Consider the following 24,680-nt stretch of genomic DNA (forward strand, 5'->3'; position numbering starts at 1 on the left):
CCGAGATACCGGCATGCTAGAACCATCTTAGCCGGTTCTTCCTAGGTCAGGAGGTTTCATGCCCACCCTCACCAGCGACGTGCACGCATTCGAAGCCCGCGCGACCGACGCCGAACTCGAGGATCTGCGCGCGCGATTGGCCGCCGCGCGACTGCCGGAAACCGAGACGGTCCATCGCCGCGCACCCGATCCACGCCGATGGGATCAGGGTGTTCCGCTCGCCGATCTCCTCGATGTCGTGCACTACTGGCGCACCGGATACGACTGGCGATCGTTCGAAGACCGGCTCGACCGGATCGGCCAGTTCCGCACGACCATCGATGAGCTGGGAATCCATTTCCTGCACCGCCGGTCCGCGCGCACGGATGCCACTCCGCTGCTCCTGACGCACGGATGGCCGGACAGCGTCGTCCGGTTCATCGATGTGGTGGACGAGCTGACAGATCCGGAAGACGCCGCCGCGCCGGCGTTCCACGTCGTGATTCCCTCGCTGCCGGGCTTCGGGTACAGCGACAAGCCGAACACCACCGGGTGGGGAACCGAAAAGATCGCGGCCGCCTGGGTGGAACTGATGAGACGGCTCGGCTACGGCGAATTCCTCGCCCACGGCGGCGACTGGGGAGGCAACATCACCACGATTCTCGGCGGCAGGTTCCCGGAACACGTTCTGGGCATCCACACCCTGTTCGCGCAGGGACCGCCCGGCCTGCCGACGGAGGGACTGACGACGATCGAGCGCGGATGGGCCGAGGAAACCCATGATTTCTGGCAGCACCGCGCGGCGTACGCCAAGCAGCAGGCGGCCCGGCCGCAGACCATCGGCTACTCGCTCGTCGACTCACCGGTCGGACTGCTCGCCTGGATCCTCGACAAATTCGCCGAGTGGTCGGACACCGAGGACAGCCCGTTCGAGACGATGTCCCGGGACAGGATTCTGGACGACGTCACCCTGTATTGGCTGACCCGAAGCGGCGCATCAGCGGCCCGCATTTACTACGAGAGCCACGATTCGCTCGACCCCGAACTCCGGGTCGACGTCCCGGCGGCGATCACCGGGTATCCCCGCGATGTCGAGAAGTGCCCGCGGCCCTGGGCGCGGGAACGGTACCGGCAGATCGTCCGGTGGAAGACACCCGAAAGCGGGGGACATTTCCCGTCACTGGAGGTTCCCGGATATTTCGTCGAGGATCTACGCGAAGGGCTCGCGGCGGTTCTGGCCGCTCATCGGTGAACGCACCCAACGGTGCGAGCCGGAAGCCCCTCGAAGGCCTCCGGCATCCCCCGCGCTCATCGAGGTGCTCGCCGGATCGGTGCTGCTGAAGGTGGGCCCGGCAACGGAATCACCTCGCCGGTACAGCGCCCGTCCGGATGCATCAGCCAGCCGACCCGTTTGCTCGTGCGCAGGATGACCGAACCGTCCACGATCCCGCCCGGGGGCAGCAGCCGTTCGAGAACGTCCTGCAGGGAAAGAAGATCGGCCAGGTCGGCGGTCCACGCGTTGACCACGAGGCTCGCCGAACCGGTCACCGACATGCACAGCCGGATCCGGGGATCCTCGCGCAACCGGGCCACGGTCTCGGGCAGTGCGCTGACCGGTAACCGGCACCACCACACCGCGTGCATCGGCCAGCGGGTATGCAACTGGGCGATCTCGCAGCGCAGCCGCAGCACCCCGGAGCCGAGCAGCGCGGCGAGCTGGCGGCGCACGGTCGATGCCGGGCGGTCCAGCCGCTGGGCGAGCTCGGCCGCGGTGGCCCTTCCGTCGTAGGCCAGCGCGGTCACCAGCGGTTCGAACACCCGGGAACGCAGGTAGACGGGCTCGTCCGGCCGGGCACGGTCGCGCTGCCCGGATCGCAGGATCGCCTCGCGCTGTCCCCGGTCGAGCGCGTCGAGCTGCCACTGACTGCCCTCGATGTGCATGCGGGCGCCGAGGTGGGAGCGGACCGTGGCCACTCCCGGCATAGCGCGCAGCTCGTCGAGCAGCAGCGCGGACAGTTCCCCGAACGTACCGGCGGACACGGTCAGCAGCAGATCCCTGCCCTGCGCGGCGTGTTCGAGATTGTGCACCCGGGGCATGCGTGCCACCCGCGCCGCCACCTCGTCCACGGATCCGGGAAGACAGTCCACCTCGACCAGCGCGACGACCGCGTCCCCGGAGAGCGCCCCGTGCACCGGATAGGCGGTCACCCAGGCAAGTCCGGCCGCCCGCAACCGCTGCCAGCGCTGGGCGAGCGCGGTGGGTGAACTGCCGAGCACCGGGGCGAGCACCGTCCAGGCGGCGCGGGGCCGCAGCTGCAAGGCGTGGATGAGCGCCAGATCGTCCTCGTTCACATCATCGTGATCGATTTCTTGCTGGTCAGTGGATTCAGTGATCATATCCGTCGATCGGTCAGGTTTTCGCGGGTGTCGTTCCAGAATACGGCCGGACAGCGTGAACCGATGAAGGAGGGCTCGTGGACCTGCTCGACGACGCGGAAGAGATGCGGCCCGATCTGGTCCGGCTGCGCGAGGAACTGCACCGGATCCCCGAGGTCGGCCTGGAGTTGCCGCGCACCCAGGAGCACGTCCTCGAGGAGCTCGGCGGACTGCCGCTGGAGGTCACCACGGGAACCGAGACCACCTCGGTCACCGCCGTGCTGCGCGGCACCGTCGAACCTGCCGATGGGCGGGAGCCGAGCACGGTGCTGCTCCGCGGCGATATGGACGCGCTGCCGATTCCGGAAAGTTCCGGGGAGGACTTCGCCGCCACCAACGGCGCGATGCACGCCTGCGGCCACGATCTGCACACCGCGGGGCTGGTCGGGGCGGCACGCCTGCTCAGTGCCCACCGGGATCGCCTCGCCGGGAATGTCGTGTTCATGTTCCAGCCCGGCGAGGAAGGCTACGACGGGGCCCGGGTGATGCTCGGGGAGGGTCTGCTCGAGGCAGCCGGGCGGCGCCCGGACCACGCCTACGCGCTGCACGTGGTGCCGCACCGCCTGCCCGCGGGACTGGTTTCCGGGCGGGCCGGGACGACCCTGTTCGCTTCCTACACCCTCGAGGTCACCGTGCACGGCACCGGCGGGCACGGCGCGACCCCACACGAGGGCAGGGATCCGGTCGTCGCCGCCGCCGAGATGGTCAGCACCCTGCAGACCGCGGTGACCCGTTCGTTCGACGTGTTCTCCTCGGTGATCGTCACGGTCGGCAGGCTCTCCGGTGGCACCTCGGCGAACATCATCGCCGACACGGCCTCTTTCGAGGCGACGGTGCGCACCACCAATGCCGATCTGGAGCCTCGGCTGCGCGAGGTGTTCGGCCGCTACCTGGAGGGAATCGCCGCGGCACACGGGGTTTCGGTGGAAATGCGGCTGGTCCCCGGTTATCCGGCCACGGTCAACGATGCCGCCGAAGCCGAGTTCAGCGCGCACGTGGCCAGGGAACTGTTCGGCGAGCAGCGATTCGACAGCCCGGACCATCCCACCCAGGGATCCGAGGACTTCTCCAGGGTGCTGCAGGAGGTGCCCGGCGCGCTGCTGTTCCTCGGCGCCCACATCCCGGATGCGGATCCCGCCTTTGTTCCGGCCAACCACTCCCCCAAGGCCCGGTTCGACGGATCGATGACCAGCCAGGGCGCCGCGTTGCTGGCCGGACTCGCTGCCGGACGGCTGGCCTGCTGAATCCCGGTCAACGAACGATTCGGGTGACCAGGTCGTGGCCGAGCCCGTACAGCTTGCTGAGCACGATCCGGTACCGCACGGATCTCCCCTGCCGCTCGCCGATGACCAGCCCCGCGTCCCGCAATTTGCGCAGATGCCGGGACACCTGTTGCGGGCTCATTCCGGTGCGAGTGGCCAATTCCGTCGTGGTGCAGGATTCGTTGATCAGGTGACGGCACAACCCGAGCCGCACCGGATCGGTGAGCGCCAGCAGCCGGGCCCGCACCTGTTCGAGACTGTCTTCCTCGGTGTGCTCGGCGGGGAACTGAACCAGTACCGGCAGGTTCATTCCCGGTTCGGACTCACCCTTGACCAGTAAATGCGGGTGACCGAACCGGGTGGGGACCAGGACCAGTTCCCGCCGGGTCAGGGAAAACCGTGCGGACTGCAGTTTCTCGAACCGCACGGTCTGCGCGGCGTTGTCGACCTCCGCGGTCGGGGACAGTGAACTGACCACGAGCGGAAGCGGGCCGGTGCGCACCCGTTCGCCGAGCAGCTCGACGGAACCCCGCATGGCTGAGCGCAATCGCGGCCACAGGGCACCGAAGAACAGCTCCCCGGCACCGAGCAGTACGGACAGCAACCGTTCGCGTACTCGTTCCGGATCGGCGACCAGTGCCGCGGCCAATGCTCCCCGCGCGGGCGAGCGATTGTTGCAGGCGCGCACGAATTCGCGCGCTCCCCCGGCATCGTCGAGCTCCCACGGGCAACTCTGCGCGAATCCGTGCACCGCGTCGGCGCACAATCTGGTGAACACATCGACATCCAACCGCTCCAGCGCGGCGACCGCCTCGTCCAGCTCACCGCTGCCGTCCGCGGTCAGCGGCAGCAGCAGCCGGGTCCGGAATCGCGCCCACAACGGTTCCAGGCGGCCGAGCTCCACCGCGAACCACTCGGGCAGGCCCGCACGCACCTCGCGCACCCAGCGCGCCCGATCGGGGTGGTGGCCCGGTTCGGCGAGCACATGCAGGCAGGCCATCAGTTCCGCGGCCGCATCGCATCGGGTCCGGACCGATTCCGGGCGGATCCCGTGCAGATCGAGTACGACAGCCACGAACGTATCCAACCATCACCACTGCGCCGATGTTTGTCTCAGGTGCGGTAAACATCCATCCGATTCCGGGCAGTCGGTTGCCATACTCCCTCGCTGTACCGCTGAACCGACGTGAGGTGAACCGATGCCCGATGCCGTGCTTTCCGGACCGATCACGGAAACGGAGACCTCCCGGGCGCATGTGCTCGAACCGTACGGGCTGGACCGGCTCGCGGAGTACGACTACGTGCAGGAGGAATACCTCGTGGAGGGCACGGCCGCGGGCGCCGGGTTCGGCACCCGGATCCTGGTGCGCAGGCCCGCGGATGTGCGCCGGTGCAGCGGAACCGCGATCACCGAGGTGAGCCACATCTGGGGCGGTACCTCGGTATGGCGGGCGATCAACCGGTTCGTCATGCGCGGCAACCACGTCTGGGTGGAGATCGATTCGCAGGCACCGTCCGCGATGGGGCTCGTCGCGGCCTCGGCTCCGGAGCGGTACCGCTCGTTCCGGTTCCTGGAAGGCGAACACGCCAAGGATTTCGCCGCGAGCATCCCGTTCGAGCCTGGGCTGGGCCGCGAAGAGCTCGCCGCACGCTACGACGCGTTCATGGCCCGCTGGCGGGCGGCGACCCCGCAGTCGCCGGAGATCATCGCCGCCACCGCCCGCGCCCTGCGCGCGGGACTCCCGGGATGTGGCTTCGCCGCCCGGAAAATCTTCTTCGGCGGGATCTCGCAGACCGGCGGCGTGGTGCGCGAGTTCATCGGCAACCACCACGCGGAATACCCGGTCTTCGACGGCTACCTGCCCGGCGCTTCCGGCGGTCCCGCGCTTCCGGACATCGACGCCCCGGTGATCGAGGTACTCGGCGAGGCCGAATTCCAGTCCGTCCGGGAACCCTGCGGGGTTTCCGGCCAGGTGCGTGGCCTGACTCACCGGCGCGCGGACGGTCCGCTGTTCCGGCTCTACGAGGTCGCCGGGATGGCGCACCGGGAGACCCGGTACATGTCGGCGGCGGATCGCGCCCGGTTGGCCCACTGCCCGCTGCCGGAGGCCGCGCGGTGGAGCACCTTCCCGAACGGGCACGTCTACCACGCGCTGTGGCAGGCGCTGCTCGACTGGAGCGAGCACGGTACCCCGCCGCCTCCGGGCAAGGTCCTGGAAACCGTTGCGGGCACCGAGGAACTCGTCCGCGATGAACACGGCAACGCCCTCGGCGGGTTGCGCACCACCTACACCGACGTACCGGTGTCCACGCTCGTCGCGGCCACCCCGGTCGGGCGCCCGAGCTGGTACCACGGCAACGAAACCCCGTTCCCGGCGGATAAACTCCGCCGCCTCTACGGGGACGGCGAACGCTACCGGCGCGCCGTCGCGGCCCGCCTCGAGGAATACATCCACGAAGGCACCTATCTGCCCATCGACGCGGAGGAGATCCGCCGCGCGCCCGTTCCCGCCCCGAACTGAGGTCAGCCCCATGTCCGCTTCCGCCCGCACCACCGTGCGCGATGTCGCCGCGGCCACCATCGGACACGGCATGGAGAACTACGCGTTCTCCGTGTACGCGCTCATGTCCGGGGTGATCGCGGAAAAGTACTTCCCGGCGAGCAATCCGGCGCTTTCTCTGCTCGCCTCGGTCGCCACCTTCGGCGTCTCCTTCCTGATCCGACCGTTCGGGGCGATCGTCCTCGGCGTGTACGCCGACCGCAGGGGCCGCATCCCGGCACTTTCGTTGTGCATCAAGCTGATGTTCATCGGCACCGTGCTCATGGCGTTCATGCCCAGCTACGCCAGTATCGGGGTGCTGGCTCCGATCGGCATGTTTCTCGCGCTGCTGATCAAAGGATTCTCCTACGGCGGCGAGTTCTCCAGCGCCGCCTCGTTCCTGATCGAACGGAATCCGGCGCGGCGCGGGTTCTTCGGCAGCTGGGTCATCGCCAGCCAGTCGATCGCCAGCCTGCTCGCCGCGGTGCTGCTCACCGTGCTCACCGCGGCGCTGCCCGATACCGTCTTCGACGCCTGGGCCTGGCGGATCCCGCTCGCCTTCGGTGTGCTCGTCGGCCCGGTCGGCTACTACCTGCGCCGGAAACTGCGCGACTCCGCCGAATACCACGCCGCCCGCACCGAAGTCCGGCGACACCCGCTGCGCGAGGTGTTCAGTACCCAGAAAACCCGCATGCTCCTGGTCATCGGGCTCGTCGCGTTCTCCTCCTCGAGCAGCTACCTGGTCACCTACATGCCGACGATGAGCGTCCGCGAGCTCGGCATGCCGTCGTCCGCGACTTTCCTGGCCGCCGTGGTCGGTTACACGGTCTCCGTGGTCGCCGATCCGGTCGCCGGGCACTGCTCCGACCGATTCGGCCGGGTACGGGTCATGGTCATCGGCAGCATCGGCCTCGCCGTCACCATCCTCCCGCTGTTCCTGTTGTTGACCACGAACCCGCTGCTGCCGGTCATGATCACCGTCATGGCGCTGATCGCCCTCATCAAATCCTGTTACACCGCGCCGAACACCGCGTTCAAGGCGGAAATATTCCCCACCCATATCCGCAGCACCGGGCTTTCCATCGGCTACAACATCGGGCTCGCCCTGTTCGGCGGCTGCACCCAGCTCATTTCGACCGGGCTCATCCAGCTCACCGGAACCGCACTGGCGCCCAGCTTCTGGCTCATCGCCACCGCGATCATCAGCACCGTCAGCGTCTGCTGCGCCGCACGGCTCGGCCGGAGCAGGCCCCGGGAGGTCGTGCGCGCGGCGGTGCGGTGAACGGCCTCGGTCGGTACTGGACGGGAACCCACACCGCCAGTTCGTGGCCGCCCGGTTCCCGGAAGTGGAACCGGTCAGCGCGCGGTGAGCGCCGTGTAGAGCTCCGGGCGGCGGTCCGCGAACAGGCCCCACATGTAGCGTTCCTCGCGCGCCCGCTCGAGGTTCAGCCGAGCCACCAGTACCTCTTCGCCGTGTTCCCCGGCCTCGGCGAGGATTTCCCCGTGGTGGTCGGCGATGAAGGAGTTGCCGAGGAATTCGAGGCTGCAACCGTCCACAATGGATTCTGTGCCCGTCCGATTGCTCGCCAGCACCGGGATGAAGTTGGCGGCCGCGTGTCCTTGCATGCAGCGCCGCCATTGGGGCATGGGTGTGCCGCCCGGATACAGCGGGTCGCTGCCGATCGCGGTCGGGTAGAGCAGCAGGTCCGCGCCTCGGAGTGTCAGCACCCGGGCCGCTTCGGGGAACCATTGGTCCCAGCAGACTCCCGCGCCGATCCGGCCGACGGCGGTGTGCCAGACGAGCAGACCGGTGTCCCCCTCGGAGAAGTAGAACTTCTCGAAGTAGCCGGGGTCGTCCGGGATATGGGATTTCCGGTAGACGCCGAGCAGGCTGCCATCGGCGTCGATCATCGCGACGGAATTGAACAGCGCATTCGGTGTTCGCTCGTAGAAGCTGACCGGCAGCACCACGCCGAGTTCGGCCGCCAGCGAGCGCATCCGGGTGAGGACCGGCGAACGGTCCGCCTCGCACGCGCGTGCGAGGTGGACCGGATCCTGTTGCTGGCAGAAGTACGGCCCGGCGAACAATTCCTGGAGGAGCACGAGTTGCGCGCCGTGCGCGGCGGCGTACCGGATGAGCCGTTCGGCGCGGTCGAGATTCTCGCTCTGCCGGTCGGTACAGGACATCTGGGTGACCGCGACGTTGATCGCCATGGCATGCCTCCTGATCAGTCGATGGCGTGCCGGGGCGCCAGCAACCGCACCACCGCGGCGACCCGCTCGTGTTCCGCGGCCACGTCGATCCGGGCCCGGAGCAGTTCCGCTTCGCCGGTGCCGCGTGCGGCGGCCGCGACGGTGCGCCCGTCCGGGGCGATCACGCGGCTGCCGCCCAGCATCGGAACCCCTGGACCGCACTGCTGGTTGGCCATGATCCACCACTGGCCGTTGGTGATCGCGTGTGCCGGATACAGGGTGTCCCACCAGGATTCCGCGTCCACCTCGTAGGCCGCGGGGGCGAGCACCACACCGGCACCGGCGGCGGCAAGTTCCCTCGCGGTCTCGGGGAAATCGCCGTCGAAACAGATGGCGCAGCCGATGCGGCCGAGTTCGGCGGTGTCCACGGTCTCGAACCGGCTGCCCGCGGCGAACACACCGGGTTCCCCGCCCGGGGGATACAGGTGCACTTTCCGTTGCGCCAGTACGAGTTCGCCGGTCGAATCGAAGACGAGCGCGGTGTTGTACAGCAGTTCGCCCGCGGATTCGACGAACGTTCCGGCGCACAGCAGTATCCCGTGCTTCGCGGCGAGTGCGGCGAACCGGCGCGCCCGTGGCCCGTCGAGCGGTTCGGCGACGGCCGTGGCATCGCGGGGCAGCGATTCGTTCCGGTAGCCGCAGGCCCACAGTTCGGGCAGCACGACAACCGAACATCCCTGCCCCGCGAGTGTGCCGATCGCTTCGGTGGCAACGGTTTCGTTGTACTCGGGATCTCCGGGAACCGGAGCCCACTGGGCGATGCCGACGGTGACCGGTTGCGCCGTGTTCATCGAGCGAGGAATCCGCCGTCCACGGGGAGCGCGACACCGGTGACGAACCCGGCATCGGCCGAGGAAAGGAAGGCCACCCCGGAGGCGATCTCCTCCGGCTTGGCCAGCCTGCCCATCGGGATCGGTTCGGCGAGCTTGGCCTTCTCCGCCTCCACATCGCCGTCGCTGAGCAGCGCGTTCAGCAGCGGGGTGTCGCAGTCGGACGGGCAGATCGCGTTGACCCGGATCCCGGAGGTCGCGTACTGCACGGCCATGTGCCTGGTGAGGTTGAGCACCGCGCCCTTCGAGGCGTCGTAGGCGCATTCGTCCGGCAGCGCGGTGAAACCGAAGACCGAGGCGATGTTCACGATCGCTCCCCCACCGGCGGCCAGGATCGCGGGAACCCCGTGCTTCCCGGTCAGGTACATGCTCTTGACGTTGATCGCCATGACCCGGTCCCAGTCGTCTTCCGAGCACGCGACGACATCGCCTTCGGCGGCCAGGATCCCGGCGGCGTTGACGATCACGTTCAGCCCGCCGAGTGCCTGCACCGTCCGCTCGACGGCCGCGGCCACCGCGGCCCCGGAGGCCACATCGCATTCCACGGCCACCGCGGTGCCGCCCGCGGCCTCGATGGTCTTCGCGGTCTCCTCGGCGGCGTCCCGCCGGATGTCCACCACGGCGATGGTGGCGCCTTCCTCGGCAAGGCGCAGCGCGCAGGCACGCCCGATGCCCGATCCCGCACCGGTCACGAACGCGGCTTTTTCTTCGAGTCCTCGCACTATCGGTCTCCTTGGTATCTCGGTCCGGCTCAGTACTTCAGCCAGGTCGTCTTCAACGCGGTGTACTTGTCCAGTGAGTGCAGCGAGAGATCCCGGCCGAAACCGGACTGCTTGACGCCGCCGAACGGGGTGATGGGATTCAGCGCGTCCACGGTGTTCAGCGAAACGGTGCCGACGCGCAACCGGTCGGCGATCCGGTGCGCCCGCGAGATGTCCTGGGTCCACACCGAGGCGGCGAGGCCGTAGACGCTGTCGTTGGCCAGGCGCACCGCCTCGTCCTCATCGGTGAACCGCTGCACCGCGAGCACCGGCCCGAAGACTTCCTCGGTGGCCAGCGGGGAACCGGCCGGTACCCGGTCGAAGACGGTCGGTTCGATGAAGGCGCCCCGGCCGTCGACGGCGACCCGGTTGCCGCCGAGCAGCAGTTCGGCGGATGAGCGCGCCTGGTCGATATAACGCTGCACGCGGTCGGCATGCCCGGCGTCCACGAGCGCGCCCATGGTCGCCTCCGGGTCGAGCGGATCGCCGGGGCGGATCTTCGCGGCCCGTTCGGCGATGCGCCGCAACAGGTCATCGGCGATCGATTCGTGCACCAGGAGCCGGGAATTGGCCGAGCAGACCTCGCCCTGATTGGCGAAGATCCCGAAGCAGGCCAGTTCGGCGACCTCGTCGAGATCACCGGCGTCCGCGAACACGATGTTCGGGCTCTTTCCGCCGCATTCCAGCCAGACCTGTTTCATATTGGACTGTCCGGCGTATTCCAGCAGCAGTTTGCCCACCTCGCCGGAACCGGTGAACGCCACGCAGTCGATGTCCGGGTGCCGACCGATCGCCTGGCCCGCTTCCTCGCCGTAACCGGGGACGACGTTGAGCACCCCGGCGGTGATCCCCGCTTCGAGGGCGAGTTCGCCCAGCCGCAGCGCGGAAAGCGGCGACTGCTCGGCTCATGTCCAGCGATTCGGTCAGCGCCAGCTCTTCCGTGTTGGCCCGGATGAGGTCGGCCAGCCGCAGCAGCGCGGCCTTGCGGGTCGCCGGATCGGCGCGGGACCAGTCGCCGCGCTCGAACGCGGCCCGGGCCGAGCGCACCGCCCGGTCGACGTCCGCGTCCGCGCACCGGGCGACATCGGCGATGTTCGCCTCGGTCGCCGGGTTGATCGAGGCGAACCTCCGCCCCGATTCCGCACCGGTACGGACACCGTCGATGAACGCTGCCGCATCGGGACGGAACTCCGCGGCCAGTTTCGCCCACTGCTCGTGGGTGCGGTCGGTCAAGGCTATTTCCTCGGTCATGCGATTGCCTCCTTCACGAAGCCGAGCTGGAGTCACCGGCGAAAGCGGCTTCACCGAGCGGATTCGCCCGCCGCCGCGTGTACCGCGCGACCAGGTAGTAGAACGGGCAGGTGATCACGAGCCCGACGATCCAGGAGATGTCCACCCCGTTGAGCAGTCCGGCGATGGGCCCGGTGTAGAGGCTGCTGGAGAAGAACGGCACCTGGATGACGATGCCGAGCAGGTACGCGGCGATCGCGGCACCGTTGAAGCGCCCGTAGATACCGCCGTCCGCGCGGAAGAACGACTGCACGTCGTACTCGCCGTGCCGCACCAGGTAGTAGTCGACGAGGTTGATCGCGGTCCACGGGGTCAGCACGTACAGCAGCAACGCGATGAAGTTCTCGTATACGACGAGGAAGTTGTCCTTGCCGGCCAGCGCGAGCAGCAGTGCCGCGGCGAACACGATCACCGCGACCACCGCACGCCCACCGGCCCGCGGAACCCAGTTGCGGCGCAGCGTCTGCCCGACGGTGATCACGCAGAGCACCCCGCAGTACAGGTTCATCGCGTTGGTGTTGGCGACCCCGACGGAGAACACGATCAGCACCACCGTGCTGATGCCCGGGGTGAGCTGGGCGAGCCCGGCGACCGGATCGTCCCCGCCGACGATCACCCCGACAAGCGCACCGAGCACCATCGGCAGCACCGAACCGAGCACGCAGCCGCCGTAGGTGGCCCAGAACGCGGGCTTGGCACCGGTTCCCTTCGGCATATAGCGCGAGTAGTCCGAGACATAGGGCGCGTAGGCGATCTGCCACAGTGCCGCGGCGGAGATCGTGCCGAGCAGCCCGGTGGGGCTGACGCTGCCGCGGCCGAACAGATCGGCGGGCACCCCGTGGACGAACAGTACCCAGCAGAACGCCAGCAGTAGCGCCAATCCCGCCGCGATCGTCATGACCTTGCTGTAGGTGTGGATCAGCTTGTACCCGAATATCGTGGCCGCGACGCTGACCACGCCGACGATCACGATTCCCGCGGGCACCGAGAGAACCGGCGCCACGACATGCAGGGATTGCCCGCCGAGCACGAGGTTCGACGCGAAGTAACCGGCATACATGATGATCACCAGCACCACGACCATCAGGGCGCCGTACACCCCGAACTGACCGCGGGTCTGCACCATCTGCGGCACACCCAGTTGCGGGCCCTGCGCGGAATGCAGCGCCATGAAAATGCCGCCGACGAGATTGCCGATCAGGATGCCGGCCAGTGCCCACCCAAGGGGAAGGTGATAGACCGTAGTCGAGAGAACACCGGTCGCTATGGTGAGCACCATGATGTTGGAGCCGAACCAGATCGTGAACAGATCGCGCGCCCGGCCGTGCCGCTCGTTCTCCGGGATCTGATCGATCGTCCGCGATTCCACGGTCGGGGTCGCTGAAGCGCTCTCCATTGAGTCAGCCTTCCTGCTGCCACGCCACACAGCGCTGAACGGGTAGTCATTTTCGGTGGCCGCGCAGGATCATCGGTTGCCGTGTCCTGGACCACAGAGGGATTAGAAGTCATCCTGATTCAATGGGAATCAACAGTCAATCGCATAATACTGGACCTAGGCATCAAAAAATTTGATGATGTGAGCCGTCCGGCAACCCCGACGAAGAGGTCTTCATGGCAGGCGACGTCAACTTCACTCTCGTCCAGCTACGGTACTTCGCGACCGCCGCGGAGGCGTGCAGCATGACCGCGGCTGCCCAGCAGCTCAGGGTCTCCCAGTCGGCTGTTTCCACCGCGGTTTCCCAGCTGGAGCATTCACTCCAGGTGCAACTGCTGATCCGGCACCACGCGAAGGGGCTTTCGCTGACCGCGGCGGGCAGCCGGTTCCTGCAGGAGCTGAAGAACTTCCTCGCGCACGCCGACGATCTGGCCGAGACCGCGCGCGGATTGGGCACCCGACTCAGCGGCGAGCTGGTGATCGGCTGTTTCCTCTCGCTGTCCCCGTTTCTGTTGCCCCGGCTGTTCGCGGGGCTGACCGAACAGCACCCGGATCTGCGGGTGCAGGCGATCGAGGGGGAAACCGAGGAACTGCAGGAGGCACTGCTGAACGGCCAGTGCGAGCTGGCGCTGATGTACGAGATGGACCTCGCCGAACCGCTGACCACCGAACAGATCACCGTGGCGCCACCGTATGTGATCGTGCCACCACGGCACCGGTTCGCCAGGCGGAAAGGGGTACGGATCGCCGAACTCGCCGAGGATCCGTTCGTGCTCTACGACCTGCCGCACAGCCGGGAATACTTCATGTCCCTGACCGCGAGCACCGGAGTGTCCGTGCAGCCGCGGTATCGCAGCTCGAACTATGAGACCGTGCGTTCACTCGTGGCCAACGGCCAGGGCTATTCCATCCTCAATCAGCGACCGGTCCGGGACACGACCTACGACGGTGGCCAGGTCGTCACCCTCCCCTTGCTCGACCCGGTGTCACCGCTGCCCGTCGTCCTCGCTTATCTGCGCAACACGCGGCTGACCCGCAGGGCGCAGGCCTTCGCCGCGTTCTGCCGCGAGCTGCTGCGCAGCGAGGACTGACGGCCGGCGGCTCAGTGCCCCTGGTAGGTGCTCTGGATGGCGATGTGGTCGGCCACGAACTTGGCGTCGTGCCACACGCCCCAGATGAAGCTCGATCCGCGCCGCGCCAGCCAGGGCAGCCCGAGGAAGTAGACACCGGGCTCGGTGGAGATACCGCGCCGGTGCGCAGGCCTGCCCTGCTCGTCGAGTGCGTCCACCTGCAGCCAGCCGTAGTCGACGGCGTAACCCGTTGCCCACACGATCGAGGTGACCCCGGCCGCGGCGAGATCGAGTTCGAGCATCGGATCGGTGACACACTCCGGATCGGGGCCCAGTTCGTGGGCTTCCGGTTCCTCGGGCAGATCGAGGCCGTAGCGCTCGATATAGGCGTCGGCTTCCTCGAGCAGCGACAGGTAATTGGCGTCCCCGTCGGCGATATTCGTGCCGAGATCCGGCGCGAACCGGATGGTGCCGTTGTCGAAGGAACTGGTCAGCCCGACAAGGTTGATACCCAGATCGGCCAGGGCACGGAAATCCACCGTCTGACCGCCGCGTGCGCCGCTGACCGCGATGGTGACGTGTTCCGCGCCGCGCGGCGGGGTTTCGGCGTCCCACTTGCCGAGCACCCCGAGCCACCACACGAAGTCCCGGCCGCGGTAGCGGCGCGGCGGCCGGTCGTGCGGGCCGACGGAGAGATAGACCGAGCGTCCCGAACGGCGCAGCTCCTCGGCGATCTGCACCCCGGAGGATCCGGCCCCGACGACCAGCACGGCCCCTTCGGGCAGCTGTTCCGGATTCCGGTAGGTGCTGGAGTGGATCTGTTCGGGACCGGCGTCCCCGGGAATGATCGGGGGAATCACCGGCCGCTGGAACGGTCCGGTCGCGGCGACGACGAACCGGGCATCGATGGTGCCCTCGCTGGTTTCCACACGGAATCCGTGCTGTCCGGGTTTGCGCTGCACGGAGGTCACTTCCACTCCGGTGCGGATCGGAGCGGCGATCTTTTCCGCGTATGCCTCGAAATACTCCGCGATCTGATCCTTCGAAGCGAAGGCGTCCGGGGCGAGGTCGCCGAACTCCAGTCCGGGAAAGCGATCGTGCCAGGCGGGTCCGTTGGCGACGAGGGAATCCCACCGCTCCGAACGCCAGCGCTCGGCGATCCGGTGCCGTTCCAGAACGAGATGCGGCAAACCACAGTCGCTCAGGTGCTCACTCATCGCCAGACCGGACTGTCCCCCACCTACGACGAGGACCTCAACCTCTTGGTTCGGCATCCCAGACCTCCACTTCGGAACAACGGGCCAACCGCTTCGGGGCCGCTTCGGCGCCGCCGAGCGCCTCATCGAATCCTCGCGGTGAACCAAGCTCCTGTCCAACAGATCTTGTTGGCCTTAAAGTTCTGATTTCCTGATACAGATCCGGACCGATCTTCATCTACTGAACTGATCTTCTGATGTTGAAAGATCTATTGGACAGAACATGCCTGAGCGCGGCACGCTGTCCGGGATCGGTGCAGAATCAGGAGACAATCGATGACCGTCCACAAGCGGATCCGTCCGTTCAACACCCGGGACACCTATCCGGAGCAGAACCTCGACAACGACCTGTGCCAGGCCGTCGTCGCCAACGACACCGTCTACGTCCGCGGGCAGATCGGCCAGGACCTCGACACGAGCGAATCCGTGGGCGTCGGGGACGCGGCCGCGCAGGCCGAGCAGGCGATGGCCAACATCACGATGCTCCTCGAAGAGGCGGGCAGCCGGATGGAGCATCTGGTCAAGCTGACCATCTATCTGATCGATCCGCGTTATCGCGAGGCGGTGTACAGCGCCGTGGGCCGCTGGACACGTGGCGTGCACCCGATTTCGACGGGGCTCGTGGTCTCCGCGCTCGCCCGCCCGGAATGGCTCTGCGAGATCGACGCGATCGCGGTGATCCCGAAGGAGGAACAGTGACCTTCTCGCTCGTGGCACGCGACGATTCCGGGGCGAGCCCCCGGTTCGGCATCGTGGCCAGCTCATCCAGTCCCGCGGTGGTGGCCAGGGTCGCGCACCTGCGTCCCGGGGTCGGCGCTGCCTCCTCGCAGAACATCACCGATCCGCGACTGGGCCCGGCACTGCTGGACCGCCTCGCCGCGCACGGCGCCGCGGAGCGGGCGATGTCCGAAGTGACAGGTTCGGCCGAGCACATCGGCTACCGGCAGCTGACCGTGCTCAGCCGCAGCGGACCCGGTTTCGCCTACAGCGGCGAGAAAACCCTCGGCACCCATGCGACGGCGGTCGCCGAGGGCGCGGTCGCCGCGGGAAACATGCTCGCCGGTGAGCACATTCCGCAGGCGATGATCGAGGCCTTCACCTCGGCCACGGGCGAACTGGAGCAGCGGCTGCTGGCCGCCGTGCGGGCCGCGATCGCGGCAGGCGGCGAGCAGGGACCGGTGCACTCGGCCGGTATGGCCGTGGTGTCCGATGTGGACTGGCGGGACACGGATCTGCGGGTGGACTGGGCCGAGGACCCCATCGAGCGGCTCGCCGAACTGGTCGAACTCTGGCTGCCGCAGCGGGATGACTACGTGCGCCGCGGCCTCGATCCGGCGGCGGCTCCCTCCTACGGCGTACCGGGAGATCTGTGATGCCCTCGCTGAAGGACGCGGCTCGCGAGCAGGTGGACCGGCATTCCGCGGAACTGATCCGGCTTTCCGAACGGTTGCACGCCGATCCGGAAACCGCTTGGGAAGAGCACCGCTCGGCGGCCATGGTCCCGGAACTGCTCGACCGCGCCGGGTTCGCGGTGACCCCGGCCTACCTCGGCCTGGAGACCGCGTTCCTCGCGCGGTTCGGCAGCGGGCCGACCAGGATCGCGCTGTGCGCCGAGTACGACGCGCTGCCGGGTCTGGGGCACGCCTGCGGCCACAACCTCATCGCGGCCAGTTCCGTCGGCGCGGCGCTCGGTCTTGCCGCCGTGGCCGAGGACGCCGGGATCACCATCGAGGTGTACGGCACCCCGGCCGAGGAGGGCGGCGGCGGGAAGATCGAACTGCTCGACCGCGGTGCCTTCACCGGGGTGGACCTCGCCATGATGATCCACCCCGCCCCTGTCGATGTCGCCGAGGCACGGCCGTTCGCGGTCAGCCACTCGAAGATCAGCTATACCGGGAAATCCGCGCATGCCGCGGCCTATCCGGAGGCGGGCGTCAACGCGGCCGACGCGTTCACCGTGGCCCAGGTGGCGATCGGGCTGCTGCGCCAGCAGTTGCCGTCCACCACCCGCGTGCACGGCTGCGTCACACATGCCGGTGACGCACCGAACGCAATCCCCGAGCACACCAGCGGGCGCTGGTACGTGCGCGCGGAAACCCTTGAGGAACTGGCCGAGCTCGAACCCCGGGTGATGCGGACCTTCGAGGCGGGCGCGCTCGCCACCGGCTGCGAGCTGACCGTGGAAGCGGAAAGCAAGCCGTACGCGGAATTCCGCACCGATGAAGCCACCCTGGCCGAGTACCGGGCGAACGCCGTGGAACTCGGCCGCGAGTTCGCGCCACCGGGGATCGCGGGGCGGATGAACCGTGCCTCCACCGATATGGGCAATGTGTCGCAGGTCGTGCCCGCCATTCACCCCTATATCGGCATCGGTTCCCTGCCCGCGACCAATCATCAGCGCGAGTTCGCCGCGTTCTGCGTCGGCGCGACCGCCGAGCGCGCGATGCTCGACGGTGCCATCGCGCTTGCCTGGACCGGTGTCGACCGGGTGAAGCGGGTGCAGGCGGCATGAGCACCCGGATCGAGCACGACATGCTCGGCGAGATCGAGGTTCCCGCTGCGGCCTACTATGGGGCCCACAGCGCCCGCGCCCTCGCCAATTTCCCCATCACCGGGGAAAACCTCGCCGACCGCCCGCATCTGGTCACCGCGCTGGCCGCGGTCAAACAGGCGGCTGCCGCGGCCAATACCGAGATCGGCGCACTCGATGCCGCCAGCGCCGAGGCGATCACGCGCGCCTGCGCCGAGATCCGCGCGGGCGCACTGCGCGAAGAGTTCGTCGTGGACCTGATCCAGGGCGGCGCGGGCACGTCCACGAACATGAACGCCAATGAGGTCATCGCCAACCGGGCACTCGAACTGCTCGGGCACGCGCGCGGGGACTACGCGCACCTGCATCCGCTCGATCACGTCAACCTCGGCCAGAGCACCAACGACGTCTACCCGACCGCGGTGAAACTCGCGCTCGACGGGTACCTCGGCGAACTCCTCGGCGCGCTCGCCGGTCTTCGCGCGGCGTTCACCGCGAAAGCGGGCGAGTTCGCCGACGTGGTCAAGATCGGCCGCACCCAGTTGCAGGACGCGGTGCCGATGACCCTCGGGCAGGAATTCGGCGCCTACGCGGCCACCCTCGCCGAGGACGAACAGCGCCTCACCGAGGCCCGCCCGTTGTTCCACGAGCTGAATCTGGGCGGCACCGCGATCGGCACCGGCCTCAACGCTCGCCCCGGTTACCGGGAACGGGCCATCGAGCATCTGCGCTCGCTCACCGGGATCACCACCCTGAGCAGTGCGCCCGATCTCATCGAGGCCACCCAGGATGTGGGCGTGTTCGTGCAGCTTTCCGGGGTGCTCAAACGGGTCGCGGTCAAACTCTCGAAGATCTGCAACGATCTGCGGCTGCTGTCCTCCGGTCCGCAGGCCGGGCTCCGCGAGATCGCGCTGCCCGCCAGGCAGGCCGGATCCTCGATCATGCCCGGCAAGGTCAATCCGGTGATTCCCGAGGCCGTCAACCAGATCGCCTTCGAGGTGATCGGCAACGACGTCACCGTCACCCTCGCGGCCGAAGGTGGGCAACTCCAGCTCAACGCCTTCGAGCCGATCATCGCCCGTGCGCTCAGCGCAGGGATCGACCACCTCACCAACGGGATCGCGATCCTCACCCGGCACTGCGTCACCGGCATCACCGCCAACCGGGATCACCTCGCGGGCACCGTCTCCGCATCGACCGGCCTGGTGACCGCGCTGAGCCCCGCCCTCGGCTACGAGATCGCGTCCTCGGTCGCGCTGGAAGCCCAGCACACCGGGCGACCGGCACTGGAACTCGTACGGGAGCGGGGTCTGCTCAGCCCGCAGCAGCTTCGCGCTCTCACCAGCCCGCAGGCCCTCACCGGCCAGCCCGGCACTGCCTAGCGGAGGGTTGTTGCGTCGGCACCATGCCTTCATCCACGGTGCCGACTGGGAAGTCCGAATCCACAACGGACGGCCCGAATTCATCCCGCCGAATACCACACGCACGAAGGACGTGCCTCGAAGTGCCGATCAGACGATATCGCACGTGAGGACAGCCTCGGCGTGTCGTTGATCGAATAGGGAATTCAACAAACGACGCCACGTCCCCGAGTACGGCAATCGACGAGTGGCTACGACTTTCCCGTTTCCCGCGAATATCTTGATCGGCTCGCCGCACCGTATTCTCAGAGGCGGCGGTAGGTGCGACCGGTGTCGTCCTGCGGATGGCCGTGCGAGGTGAGGAAGTAGTTGGGGCCACGGCGCTGGACGTTCTCCGGAAGCGGGAAATCTCCGGCCAGGTCGGCGCGGACGAAGAAAGCGTTGACCCCGGCCATTTCGCAGTGCACCAGCCGATAGCCCTTTTCGGCGGCCAGTCCGGTCAGGGCGCCGAGCGAGGCACCGAAGAATACGGTGCCCGACCAGGGTTCGGTGCCGGGTGGCTGGACCAGTTTTTCCTCGGGCGAAAGGGCGGAATTGTATTCGATGACGAGGACGCGGGGCCGGTAATCGCGTAACGCTTCCCAAATCCAGTAGTCGCCGCCGTCGATATCGATGGAGACGATATCCGGTTCCGCGGGCACCTTTCCGATACCGAAAAGCTCCTCGGCCCGATCGGGAGTGACCGTGGCGTGCAGGGTGGTCACCGCCTGGTTCCAGCGGTATTTCTGATGGAGAAGGTGATTGTGGGCGGGGTCGGCCTCCATGAACAATCCGTGCCAGCCGAGCACATCGGCCAGCGCGATGCAGTTGCCCTCGCGGCCGGATTCGACACCGAACTCGACGAACCAGCAACCGGTGACACCGATACGACGCAGGATTTCGGCGATCACGCCGTCCTCGCCGTTCTGCGAAAAGAGTCGGTATTCGTAGCCGGTGAGCGCGGTTTCCCCGTCCGCACCGCCGGGATGCGCACCGATCCGGCGGACCCGGCGCATGTACTCCGGAAGCGCCGAATACACGACATCGGCCTTGCGCCTATCCGACTCGGTGAACACGCCGACACTGTAGCAATACCGCGCCACTGGGCGCTTCGTTCGCCGGGACCGGTCCCGAGCAGTTCCGGTACTCCTGTTCCATGCCACCGCGGGGCCGCTGATCGAGGTCGCCGAGCGGAACGGGCTCACCGCCGGGATGCAGCCGGACCGAACTGGGCAACCGGATCGGCAATCGCCCGGTGTTGTGCAGTCACCACCGCGTACCGGCGTAATCGAGCTGTCGATGCCGCCTGCTCACCCTGCGGTCGTCCTCGCCGACGCAAATGCGCACATCCGGGCGGTTGCGGCCGAAGTAGAGCCCTCGCCCGTCCTTCGGTGCCACGGGGCGGCCCGCCGCACAGGATGAGCGCGAACAGGGTGCCCGGCGCCGATTCCGGCACCCCCGGCCGCGGGTGTCCTGTCCACTCGGCTCCCGTTCGGCGCGGCGACCACAACCGTGGGCCCGATGAACGCGGTCCCCGCGAGAACCAGAACGCTCAGTGTTCTCCTGATCATGTGCTTCCCCTGTCTGCCGTCCGGTCACCGCGAGGCTAGGGCCCCGGTCCGGGACCGCTCCCGGGAACCGGACGGGCGCGGTGCCCGGAGACCGCGGGTGCGGTGCAGCAGCCAGATGAAGTAGGGGGCGCCGACACAAGCGGTGATCAGACCGGCCGGGAGCTGGGCCGGGGCGATCACGGTCCGGCCCAGCAGGTCAGCGAGGCACACCAGGATGCCGCCGAGCAGGGCCGCGACCGGGAGGCTGCGGGCGTGCCTCCGGCCGATCAGCGCCCGTGCGGCGTGCGGAGCCATCAGGCCGACGAACGAGATCACCCCCGCCCCGGCGACCGCGGTTCCGGTCAGCAGCACCGCGCACACCAGGGCGATGAGCCGGTTCCGCGGCACCGGAACGCCGAGCACCCGGGGCGTTTCCTCGTCCAGGGAAAGCAGATCGAGCTCGCTGCGCAGGCGCACCAGCACCGGCGCCACCATCAGCACCGCGGCCGCCATCGGAATCAGCTGCTCGAAGGTCCGGCCGTAGGTGGATCCACCGAGCCAGGTGAGCGCCTTGGTCTGGTTCCATGGATCGGTCAGTGTGATCAGCACGGTCACCAATGCCTGGCTGGCGGCCTGCGCGCCGAACCCGATCAGCACGAGTTGTTCCCCGGCGAAGCCGCGTTTGGTGGACAACGCCACGACCAGTGCGGTCACCAGTGCGGCACCGATCCCGGCGAACCCGGTCTGTGCCCAGAAACCGATGCTGGGCACGATCGTGATCGCGGCCACCGCGCCGAGGCTGGCCCCGCCCGCGACACCCAGGATTCCCGGCTCGGCAAGGGGATTGCGAGTGAGCGTCTGGATGAGCGTGCCACCGATGGCCAGGCAGGCGCCCGCGAGCAGCGCGGCGAACACCCGGGGCAGGCGGTTGTCCAGCACGCTGCGCACGATCGGCCCCGCTTGGCCGCTCAGCCAGTTGCCGATATCGCCGAGCAGCAGTTTCGCGTCCCCGAGCAGGGCGGCGGTCAGCACCACCCCGACCACGGCAGCGAGCAGCACGACGAGCGTGATCGCGAACCGGAACCGAGACACCCCACCGGCGATCCCGGCCGTCGGCGGTTCCACCGCGCCCGAACTGCGCGCGGAACGCGCCAGGGTCACCAGGAACAAGACCCCGAGCAGGGTCGTGACCACCCCGGCTGGGACATCGAGCGCCCCCTGCGCGCCGATGATCGCCCGCAGCAGCACATCCGAGCCGAGCAGCAGCGCGGCACCGACCGCAGCGGAGAACGGGATCGAGGCGATGTGCCGGTGCAGCCCGCGCACCGAACGGGAGAGCAGCCGCACCAGGGCGGGCGCCGCGAGACCGACGAACCCGATCGGCCCGGTCAGCGTCACCGCGCACGCGGCGAGCAGCACCGCGAGCAGGATCGCCGTCCCGCGCACCAGCCCCACCCGGACCCCGAGGCTGCGCGCCTGGTCGTCACCGAGCCGCACCAGATCGAGCCTGCGGGACAACAACAGCAGCGCGGCGAAGGCCAGCACGACGACCGGGGCGAGCATCCGGATCCCGCCGAGCCCGTTCTGCGAAAGCGATCCCGCGCCCCAGGCGAACAGGCCCTGGGTCCGCTGGGAGAACAGCACGAGCAGCATCGAGGTCACCGAGCTCATCGCGAGCGCGATCGCCGTGCCCGCGAGCACGAGCCGCACCATCGCGGTGCCACCGGTCCCGGCGAGGGCGAGCACCAGCACGGCGGTGGCCAGCCCACCCGCGAACGCCACTCCCACCGTGCCGAACAGCGGGAAGGAACCGCCGGTCACCGCGACCGCGGTGACCGCGAGATAGGCGCCCGCATTGACCGCGAGCGTGTCCGGGGCCGCCATGATGTTGCGGGTCACCGATTGCAGCGCCGCGCCCGCGGTGCCGAGCGCGGCACCGACGAGCAGCGCGACCAGCAGCCGGGGCAGCCGCGATTCGAGAACGACCGCGGTATCGGCGCCCGAACCGCCGCCGAACACCAGCCGCAGCACATCGACTGCGTCCACGGCGGCCGTTCCCTGGGTGAGGTGCACGATCGCGCCGAGCACCAGCAGCACACCGAGCCCGATGCCCAGCAACAGCGGCCGCGACCACTTGGCGGGGGCGGCACCGTCGAGATCCACCGCGCGGCTACTTCTTGAGCGCGGCGACCGCGGCGTCGGCATACTGCTGCATGGACTTCGGCCCGCCGAACATCCACAGCGAGTCCGGGAGCCGTTGCACCTTCCCGCCCTTGACGAACGGCAGCCCCTTCCAGATCGCGTTGTTCGCCAGCTCCTTGGCGAACGGGTCCCCATCGGAATCATTGGCCGAGTACCAGAACCGCACATCGGGCAGCCGGGTCAGTCCCTCGACATCGGCCTTGCCGAGGCCGTAGGCTGGATCACCGGTCATCGGCCACGGATTGCCGAGACCGAGCCGCGCGAACACCTCGGAAACCTGCGATCCCTTGGTGTACGGGCGGATCGTGACCGTTCCGGAGGCGACGTAGGCATCGGCGAATGCCACCTTCTCCCCCGTTGCGCCGAGACCCTCCACGGCATTGCGATCCTCGGCCAGTTTCGCGTCGAACTCGGATTTCAGTTTCGTGGCGCGGTTTTCGGTACCGGTGGCCGTGGCGATCGTGTTCAGCCCGCGGAACATCGTGCCGAGGGAATCCTTGAGGTCCCCGCCCTTGATGACGACTACCGGGAGCTTCGCCTCGATCTGCGCCAGCGCGCTTTCCGGAAGACCTTCGGTGACCACGACCAGATCCGGCGCCAGGGACATGAGCGTGTCCAGGCTGGGTTCACCGCGGGTTCCGATGTCCTTGACCGCGCCCCGCAACGGTGCCGCGCTGACCCACTGCCCATAACCCTTCGGATCGGCAACGCCGACCGGCATCACCCCGAGCGAGACCAGATCCTCGACCGCGTTCCATTCCGTTGCCACGACCCGTTTCGCGGTGTGCGGCAGCTGCACCGTCTTGCCACGGGAATCGGTGACCGTGACCGGAACGCCGCCGTTCTTCGGCGAACCGGCGCTGGGCTTCTCGGTGGTGCCGCAGCCGGCGAGCGTGACGAGGGCGAGCAGCAGCGCGCCGGCGATTGCCTTGGTACTACGCATTTTTCTCCTGTTTCCGGGGCGATCAGGCTGGGGTGCGCGCGTTGAACCGGCCGAGCGCGCGGGTGCGGATGCGCCCGTCCACCGGATCGGTCCGCACATCGACACGAATGTCGTAGGCGCGGCTGAGGTTGTCCACGGTCAGCACCTCGTCCGGTGTTCCCTCCGCGGTGACCCGGCCCTGCTCCAGCAGCAGCACCCGGTCGGCCACCGCCGCGGCCTGGTCCAGATCATGCAGGACAACACCCACCCCGACGCCGTGTTCATCGGCGAGATCGCGGACCAGGTCCAGGATCTCGACCTGATAGCGCAGATCGAGGAAGGTCGTCGGTTCATCCAGCAGCAACAGCGCGGTATCCTGGGCGAGACAGCTCGCGAGCCAGGCGCGCTGAGCCTGGCCACCGGAAAGGGCGCGAACCGGCCATTCCGCGAGCGCGGTGAGCCCGGTGGCGGCCATCGCGCGCTGCACCGCGGTTGCTCCACCGGGATCCCTTCCACCCCACCGCGTGCGGTGTGGATGCCTGCCGAACTCGACCAGTTCCCGGACCGAGAGCCCATCAGGAGTGGTGCGGTGCTGGGAGAGCAGGGTGATCCGGCGCGCCAGGTCCGTTGTGGACAGCGCGCGCAGATCCGTACCGTCGGCGAACCCGATCTCCCCGGAAACCGGCCGGTGCAACCGGGCGAGTGCACGCAGCAGCGTCGATTTGCCACTGCCGTTGGGACCGATCAGCGCAGTGACCGTGCCTGCGGTGAGCGAGATCGAGGCCGCGCGCACCACGACGTCGCGGCCGTAGGCGATATCGACCTCATAGGTGATCAGGCCGTCGATGCCGGGATGCGGGGAGGCGAACACCTCCGCAGACTAAGGAAAGGCTTACCTAAAGAACAAGGTGCTGCTGATCACCGAAAACGCTGCGCGGCGCCCCCGACACGGCGCGTCAACAAT

Annotated in this window: 21 protein-coding genes and 1 pseudogene; 9 read left to right on the forward strand and 13 right to left on the reverse strand. The window is 68.1% G+C overall.

The annotated features are described in order from the left end of the window. Nucleotides 1-58 precede the first annotated feature (58 nt). Nucleotides 59-1,231: an epoxide hydrolase family protein gene (locus A37U_RS0130925; protein WP_020500552.1), complete on the forward strand. Its 1,173-nt coding sequence runs from the start codon at nt 59-61 to the stop codon at nt 1,229-1,231. A gap of 56 nt (nt 1,232-1,287) precedes the next feature. Here the strand turns inward: A37U_RS0130925 and A37U_RS0130930 are convergent, their stop codons facing one another. Next, on the reverse strand, nt 1,288-2,331 hold the full coding sequence (locus A37U_RS0130930) for an Lrp/AsnC family transcriptional regulator (protein WP_240437725.1): 1,044 nt from the start codon (nt 2,329-2,331) through the stop codon (nt 1,288-1,290). A 122-nt stretch (nt 2,332-2,453) separates the two neighbouring features. On the opposite strand from A37U_RS0130930, the gene A37U_RS0130935 reads away from it, so the two are divergent. Beyond that, entirely contained in the window at nt 2,454-3,659 is a 1,206-nt protein-coding gene (locus A37U_RS0130935) for a M20 metallopeptidase family protein (RefSeq protein ID WP_020500554.1), read from the forward strand. A 7-nt stretch (nt 3,660-3,666) separates the two neighbouring features. Here A37U_RS0130935 and A37U_RS0130940 read toward each other — a convergent pair whose 3' ends face one another. Continuing rightward, entirely contained in the window at nt 3,667-4,752 is a 1,086-nt protein-coding gene (locus A37U_RS0130940) for an ArsR/SmtB family transcription factor (RefSeq protein WP_020500555.1), read from the reverse strand. A 124-nt stretch (nt 4,753-4,876) separates the two neighbouring features. Here A37U_RS0130940 and A37U_RS0130945 point away from each other — a divergent pair, with 124 nt between their 5' ends. Next, the gene (locus tag A37U_RS0130945) at nt 4,877-6,199 is read left to right on the forward strand and encodes an alpha/beta hydrolase domain-containing protein (protein WP_020500556.1); all 1,323 of its coding nucleotides are present in this window, start codon (nt 4,877-4,879) and stop codon (nt 6,197-6,199) included. A gap of 10 nt (nt 6,200-6,209) precedes the next feature. Then, nucleotides 6,210-7,499 carry an MFS transporter gene (locus A37U_RS46240; RefSeq protein ID WP_020500557.1) on the forward strand — a complete coding sequence of 430 codons (1,290 nt, stop codon included), beginning with the start codon at nt 6,210-6,212 and terminating at the stop codon, nt 7,497-7,499. A 74-nt stretch (nt 7,500-7,573) separates the two neighbouring features. On the opposite strand, the gene A37U_RS0130955 is transcribed toward A37U_RS46240, so the two are convergent. The 6 genes and pseudogenes from A37U_RS0130955 to A37U_RS0130975 form a co-directional block, all read right to left on the reverse strand. Further along, nucleotides 7,574-8,431: a nitrilase-related carbon-nitrogen hydrolase gene (locus A37U_RS0130955; protein WP_020500558.1), complete on the reverse strand. Its 858-nt coding sequence runs from the start codon at nt 8,429-8,431 to the stop codon at nt 7,574-7,576. Between the two features lie 14 nt (nt 8,432-8,445). After that, nucleotides 8,446-9,261 carry a carbon-nitrogen hydrolase family protein gene (locus A37U_RS48740; RefSeq protein WP_020500559.1) on the reverse strand — a complete coding sequence of 272 codons (816 nt, stop codon included), beginning with the start codon at nt 9,259-9,261 and terminating at the stop codon, nt 8,446-8,448. Then, nucleotides 9,258-10,022: an SDR family NAD(P)-dependent oxidoreductase gene (locus tag A37U_RS0130965; RefSeq protein WP_020500560.1), complete on the reverse strand. Its 765-nt coding sequence runs from the start codon at nt 10,020-10,022 to the stop codon at nt 9,258-9,260. The genes A37U_RS48740 and A37U_RS0130965 overlap by 4 nt, the downstream gene beginning before the upstream one ends. Before the next feature lie 29 nt (nt 10,023-10,051). Next, a complete protein-coding gene (locus tag A37U_RS46250) occupies nt 10,052-10,897 on the reverse strand; it encodes an aldehyde dehydrogenase family protein (protein WP_020500561.1) in 846 nt (281 codons plus the stop codon). A gap of 103 nt (nt 10,898-11,000) precedes the next feature. Continuing rightward, nucleotides 11,001-11,312: pseudogene (locus A37U_RS54045) on the reverse strand (aldehyde dehydrogenase family protein); the annotation flags it as partial. A gap of 13 nt (nt 11,313-11,325) precedes the next feature. Beyond that, nucleotides 11,326-12,747: a purine-cytosine permease family protein gene (locus A37U_RS0130975; RefSeq protein WP_020500562.1), complete on the reverse strand. Its 1,422-nt coding sequence runs from the start codon at nt 12,745-12,747 to the stop codon at nt 11,326-11,328. A 215-nt stretch (nt 12,748-12,962) separates the two neighbouring features. Here A37U_RS0130975 and A37U_RS0130980 point away from each other — a divergent pair, with 215 nt between their 5' ends. After that, nucleotides 12,963-13,877, forward strand: coding sequence for a LysR family transcriptional regulator (locus tag A37U_RS0130980; RefSeq protein WP_020500563.1), 915 nt, complete (start codon nt 12,963-12,965; stop codon nt 13,875-13,877). 11 nt (nt 13,878-13,888) lie between these two features. Here A37U_RS0130980 and A37U_RS0130985 read toward each other — a convergent pair whose 3' ends face one another. Beyond that, a complete protein-coding gene (locus tag A37U_RS0130985; protein WP_020500564.1) occupies nt 13,889-15,130 on the reverse strand; it encodes a flavin-containing monooxygenase in 1,242 nt (413 codons plus the stop codon). A gap of 258 nt (nt 15,131-15,388) precedes the next feature. On the opposite strand from A37U_RS0130985, the gene A37U_RS0130990 reads away from it, so the two are divergent. The 4 genes from A37U_RS0130990 to A37U_RS0131005 are packed head-to-tail and all read left to right on the forward strand — an operon-like array spanning nt 15,389 to nt 19,024. Next, on the forward strand, nt 15,389-15,811 hold the full coding sequence (locus A37U_RS0130990; RefSeq protein WP_020500565.1) for a RidA family protein: 423 nt from the start codon (nt 15,389-15,391) through the stop codon (nt 15,809-15,811). Then, nucleotides 15,808-16,485, forward strand: coding sequence for a DUF1028 domain-containing protein (locus A37U_RS0130995; protein WP_020500566.1), 678 nt, complete (start codon nt 15,808-15,810; stop codon nt 16,483-16,485). The genes A37U_RS0130990 and A37U_RS0130995 overlap by 4 nt, the downstream gene beginning before the upstream one ends. After that, nucleotides 16,485-17,624: a M20 family metallopeptidase gene (locus A37U_RS0131000; protein WP_020500567.1), complete on the forward strand. Its 1,140-nt coding sequence runs from the start codon at nt 16,485-16,487 to the stop codon at nt 17,622-17,624. Before A37U_RS0130995 ends, A37U_RS0131000 begins: the two co-directional genes overlap by 1 nt. Then, nucleotides 17,621-19,024 (forward strand): aspartate ammonia-lyase, encoded by a 1,404-nt coding sequence (locus A37U_RS0131005; protein WP_020500568.1) that lies wholly within the window; start codon nt 17,621-17,623, stop codon nt 19,022-19,024. Before A37U_RS0131000 ends, A37U_RS0131005 begins: the two co-directional genes overlap by 4 nt. Nucleotides 19,025-19,308: 284 nt before the next feature. Here the strand turns inward: A37U_RS0131005 and A37U_RS46255 are convergent, their stop codons facing one another. From A37U_RS46255 to A37U_RS0131025, 4 genes are all read right to left on the reverse strand, one after another. Further along, nucleotides 19,309-20,118, reverse strand: a complete 810-nt coding sequence (locus A37U_RS46255; RefSeq protein ID WP_157183127.1) for a hypothetical protein — start codon at nt 20,116-20,118, stop codon at nt 19,309-19,311. 519 nt (nt 20,119-20,637) lie between these two features. After that, nucleotides 20,638-22,755 carry an iron ABC transporter permease gene (locus A37U_RS0131015; protein ID WP_020500570.1) on the reverse strand — a complete coding sequence of 706 codons (2,118 nt, stop codon included), beginning with the start codon at nt 22,753-22,755 and terminating at the stop codon, nt 20,638-20,640. 7 nt (nt 22,756-22,762) lie between these two features. Then, a complete protein-coding gene (locus tag A37U_RS0131020; protein WP_020500571.1) occupies nt 22,763-23,737 on the reverse strand; it encodes an ABC transporter substrate-binding protein in 975 nt (324 codons plus the stop codon). Between the two features lie 22 nt (nt 23,738-23,759). Then, a complete protein-coding gene (locus A37U_RS0131025; RefSeq protein ID WP_020500572.1) occupies nt 23,760-24,587 on the reverse strand; it encodes an ABC transporter ATP-binding protein in 828 nt (275 codons plus the stop codon). Nucleotides 24,588-24,680 lie beyond the last annotated feature (93 nt).

This window comes from Sciscionella marina DSM 45152, from assembly GCF_000379465.1.
Lineage (GTDB): Bacteria > Actinomycetota > Actinomycetes > Mycobacteriales > Pseudonocardiaceae > Sciscionella > Sciscionella marina.

Bases quoted from the DNA above. Each gene is read 5' to 3' on its own strand.
- A37U_RS46240 (WP_020500557.1), top strand. From the start codon at position 6,210: ATGTCCGCTTCCGCCCGCACCACCGTGCGCGATGTCGCCGCGGCCACC.
- A37U_RS0131000 (WP_020500567.1), top strand. From the start codon at position 16,485: ATGCCCTCGCTGAAGGACGCGGCTCGCGAGCAGGTGGACCGGCATTCC.
- A37U_RS0131020 (WP_020500571.1), bottom strand. From the start codon at position 23,737: ATGCGTAGTACCAAGGCAATCGCCGGCGCGCTGCTGCTCGCCCTCGTC.
- A37U_RS0130975 (WP_020500562.1), bottom strand. From the start codon at position 12,747: ATGGAGAGCGCTTCAGCGACCCCGACCGTGGAATCGCGGACGATCGAT.
- A37U_RS0130985 (WP_020500564.1), bottom strand. From the start codon at position 15,130: ATGCCGAACCAAGAGGTTGAGGTCCTCGTCGTAGGTGGGGGACAGTCC.
- A37U_RS0130925 (WP_020500552.1), top strand. From the start codon at position 59: ATGCCCACCCTCACCAGCGACGTGCACGCATTCGAAGCCCGCGCGACC.
- A37U_RS0130945 (WP_020500556.1), top strand. From the start codon at position 4,877: ATGCCCGATGCCGTGCTTTCCGGACCGATCACGGAAACGGAGACCTCC.
- A37U_RS48740 (WP_020500559.1), bottom strand. From the start codon at position 9,261: ATGAACACGGCGCAACCGGTCACCGTCGGCATCGCCCAGTGGGCTCCG.
- A37U_RS0130980 (WP_020500563.1), top strand. From the start codon at position 12,963: ATGGCAGGCGACGTCAACTTCACTCTCGTCCAGCTACGGTACTTCGCG.
- A37U_RS0131005 (WP_020500568.1), top strand. From the start codon at position 17,621: ATGAGCACCCGGATCGAGCACGACATGCTCGGCGAGATCGAGGTTCCC.
- A37U_RS0130955 (WP_020500558.1), bottom strand. From the start codon at position 8,431: ATGGCGATCAACGTCGCGGTCACCCAGATGTCCTGTACCGACCGGCAG.
- A37U_RS0130990 (WP_020500565.1), top strand. From the start codon at position 15,389: ATGACCGTCCACAAGCGGATCCGTCCGTTCAACACCCGGGACACCTAT.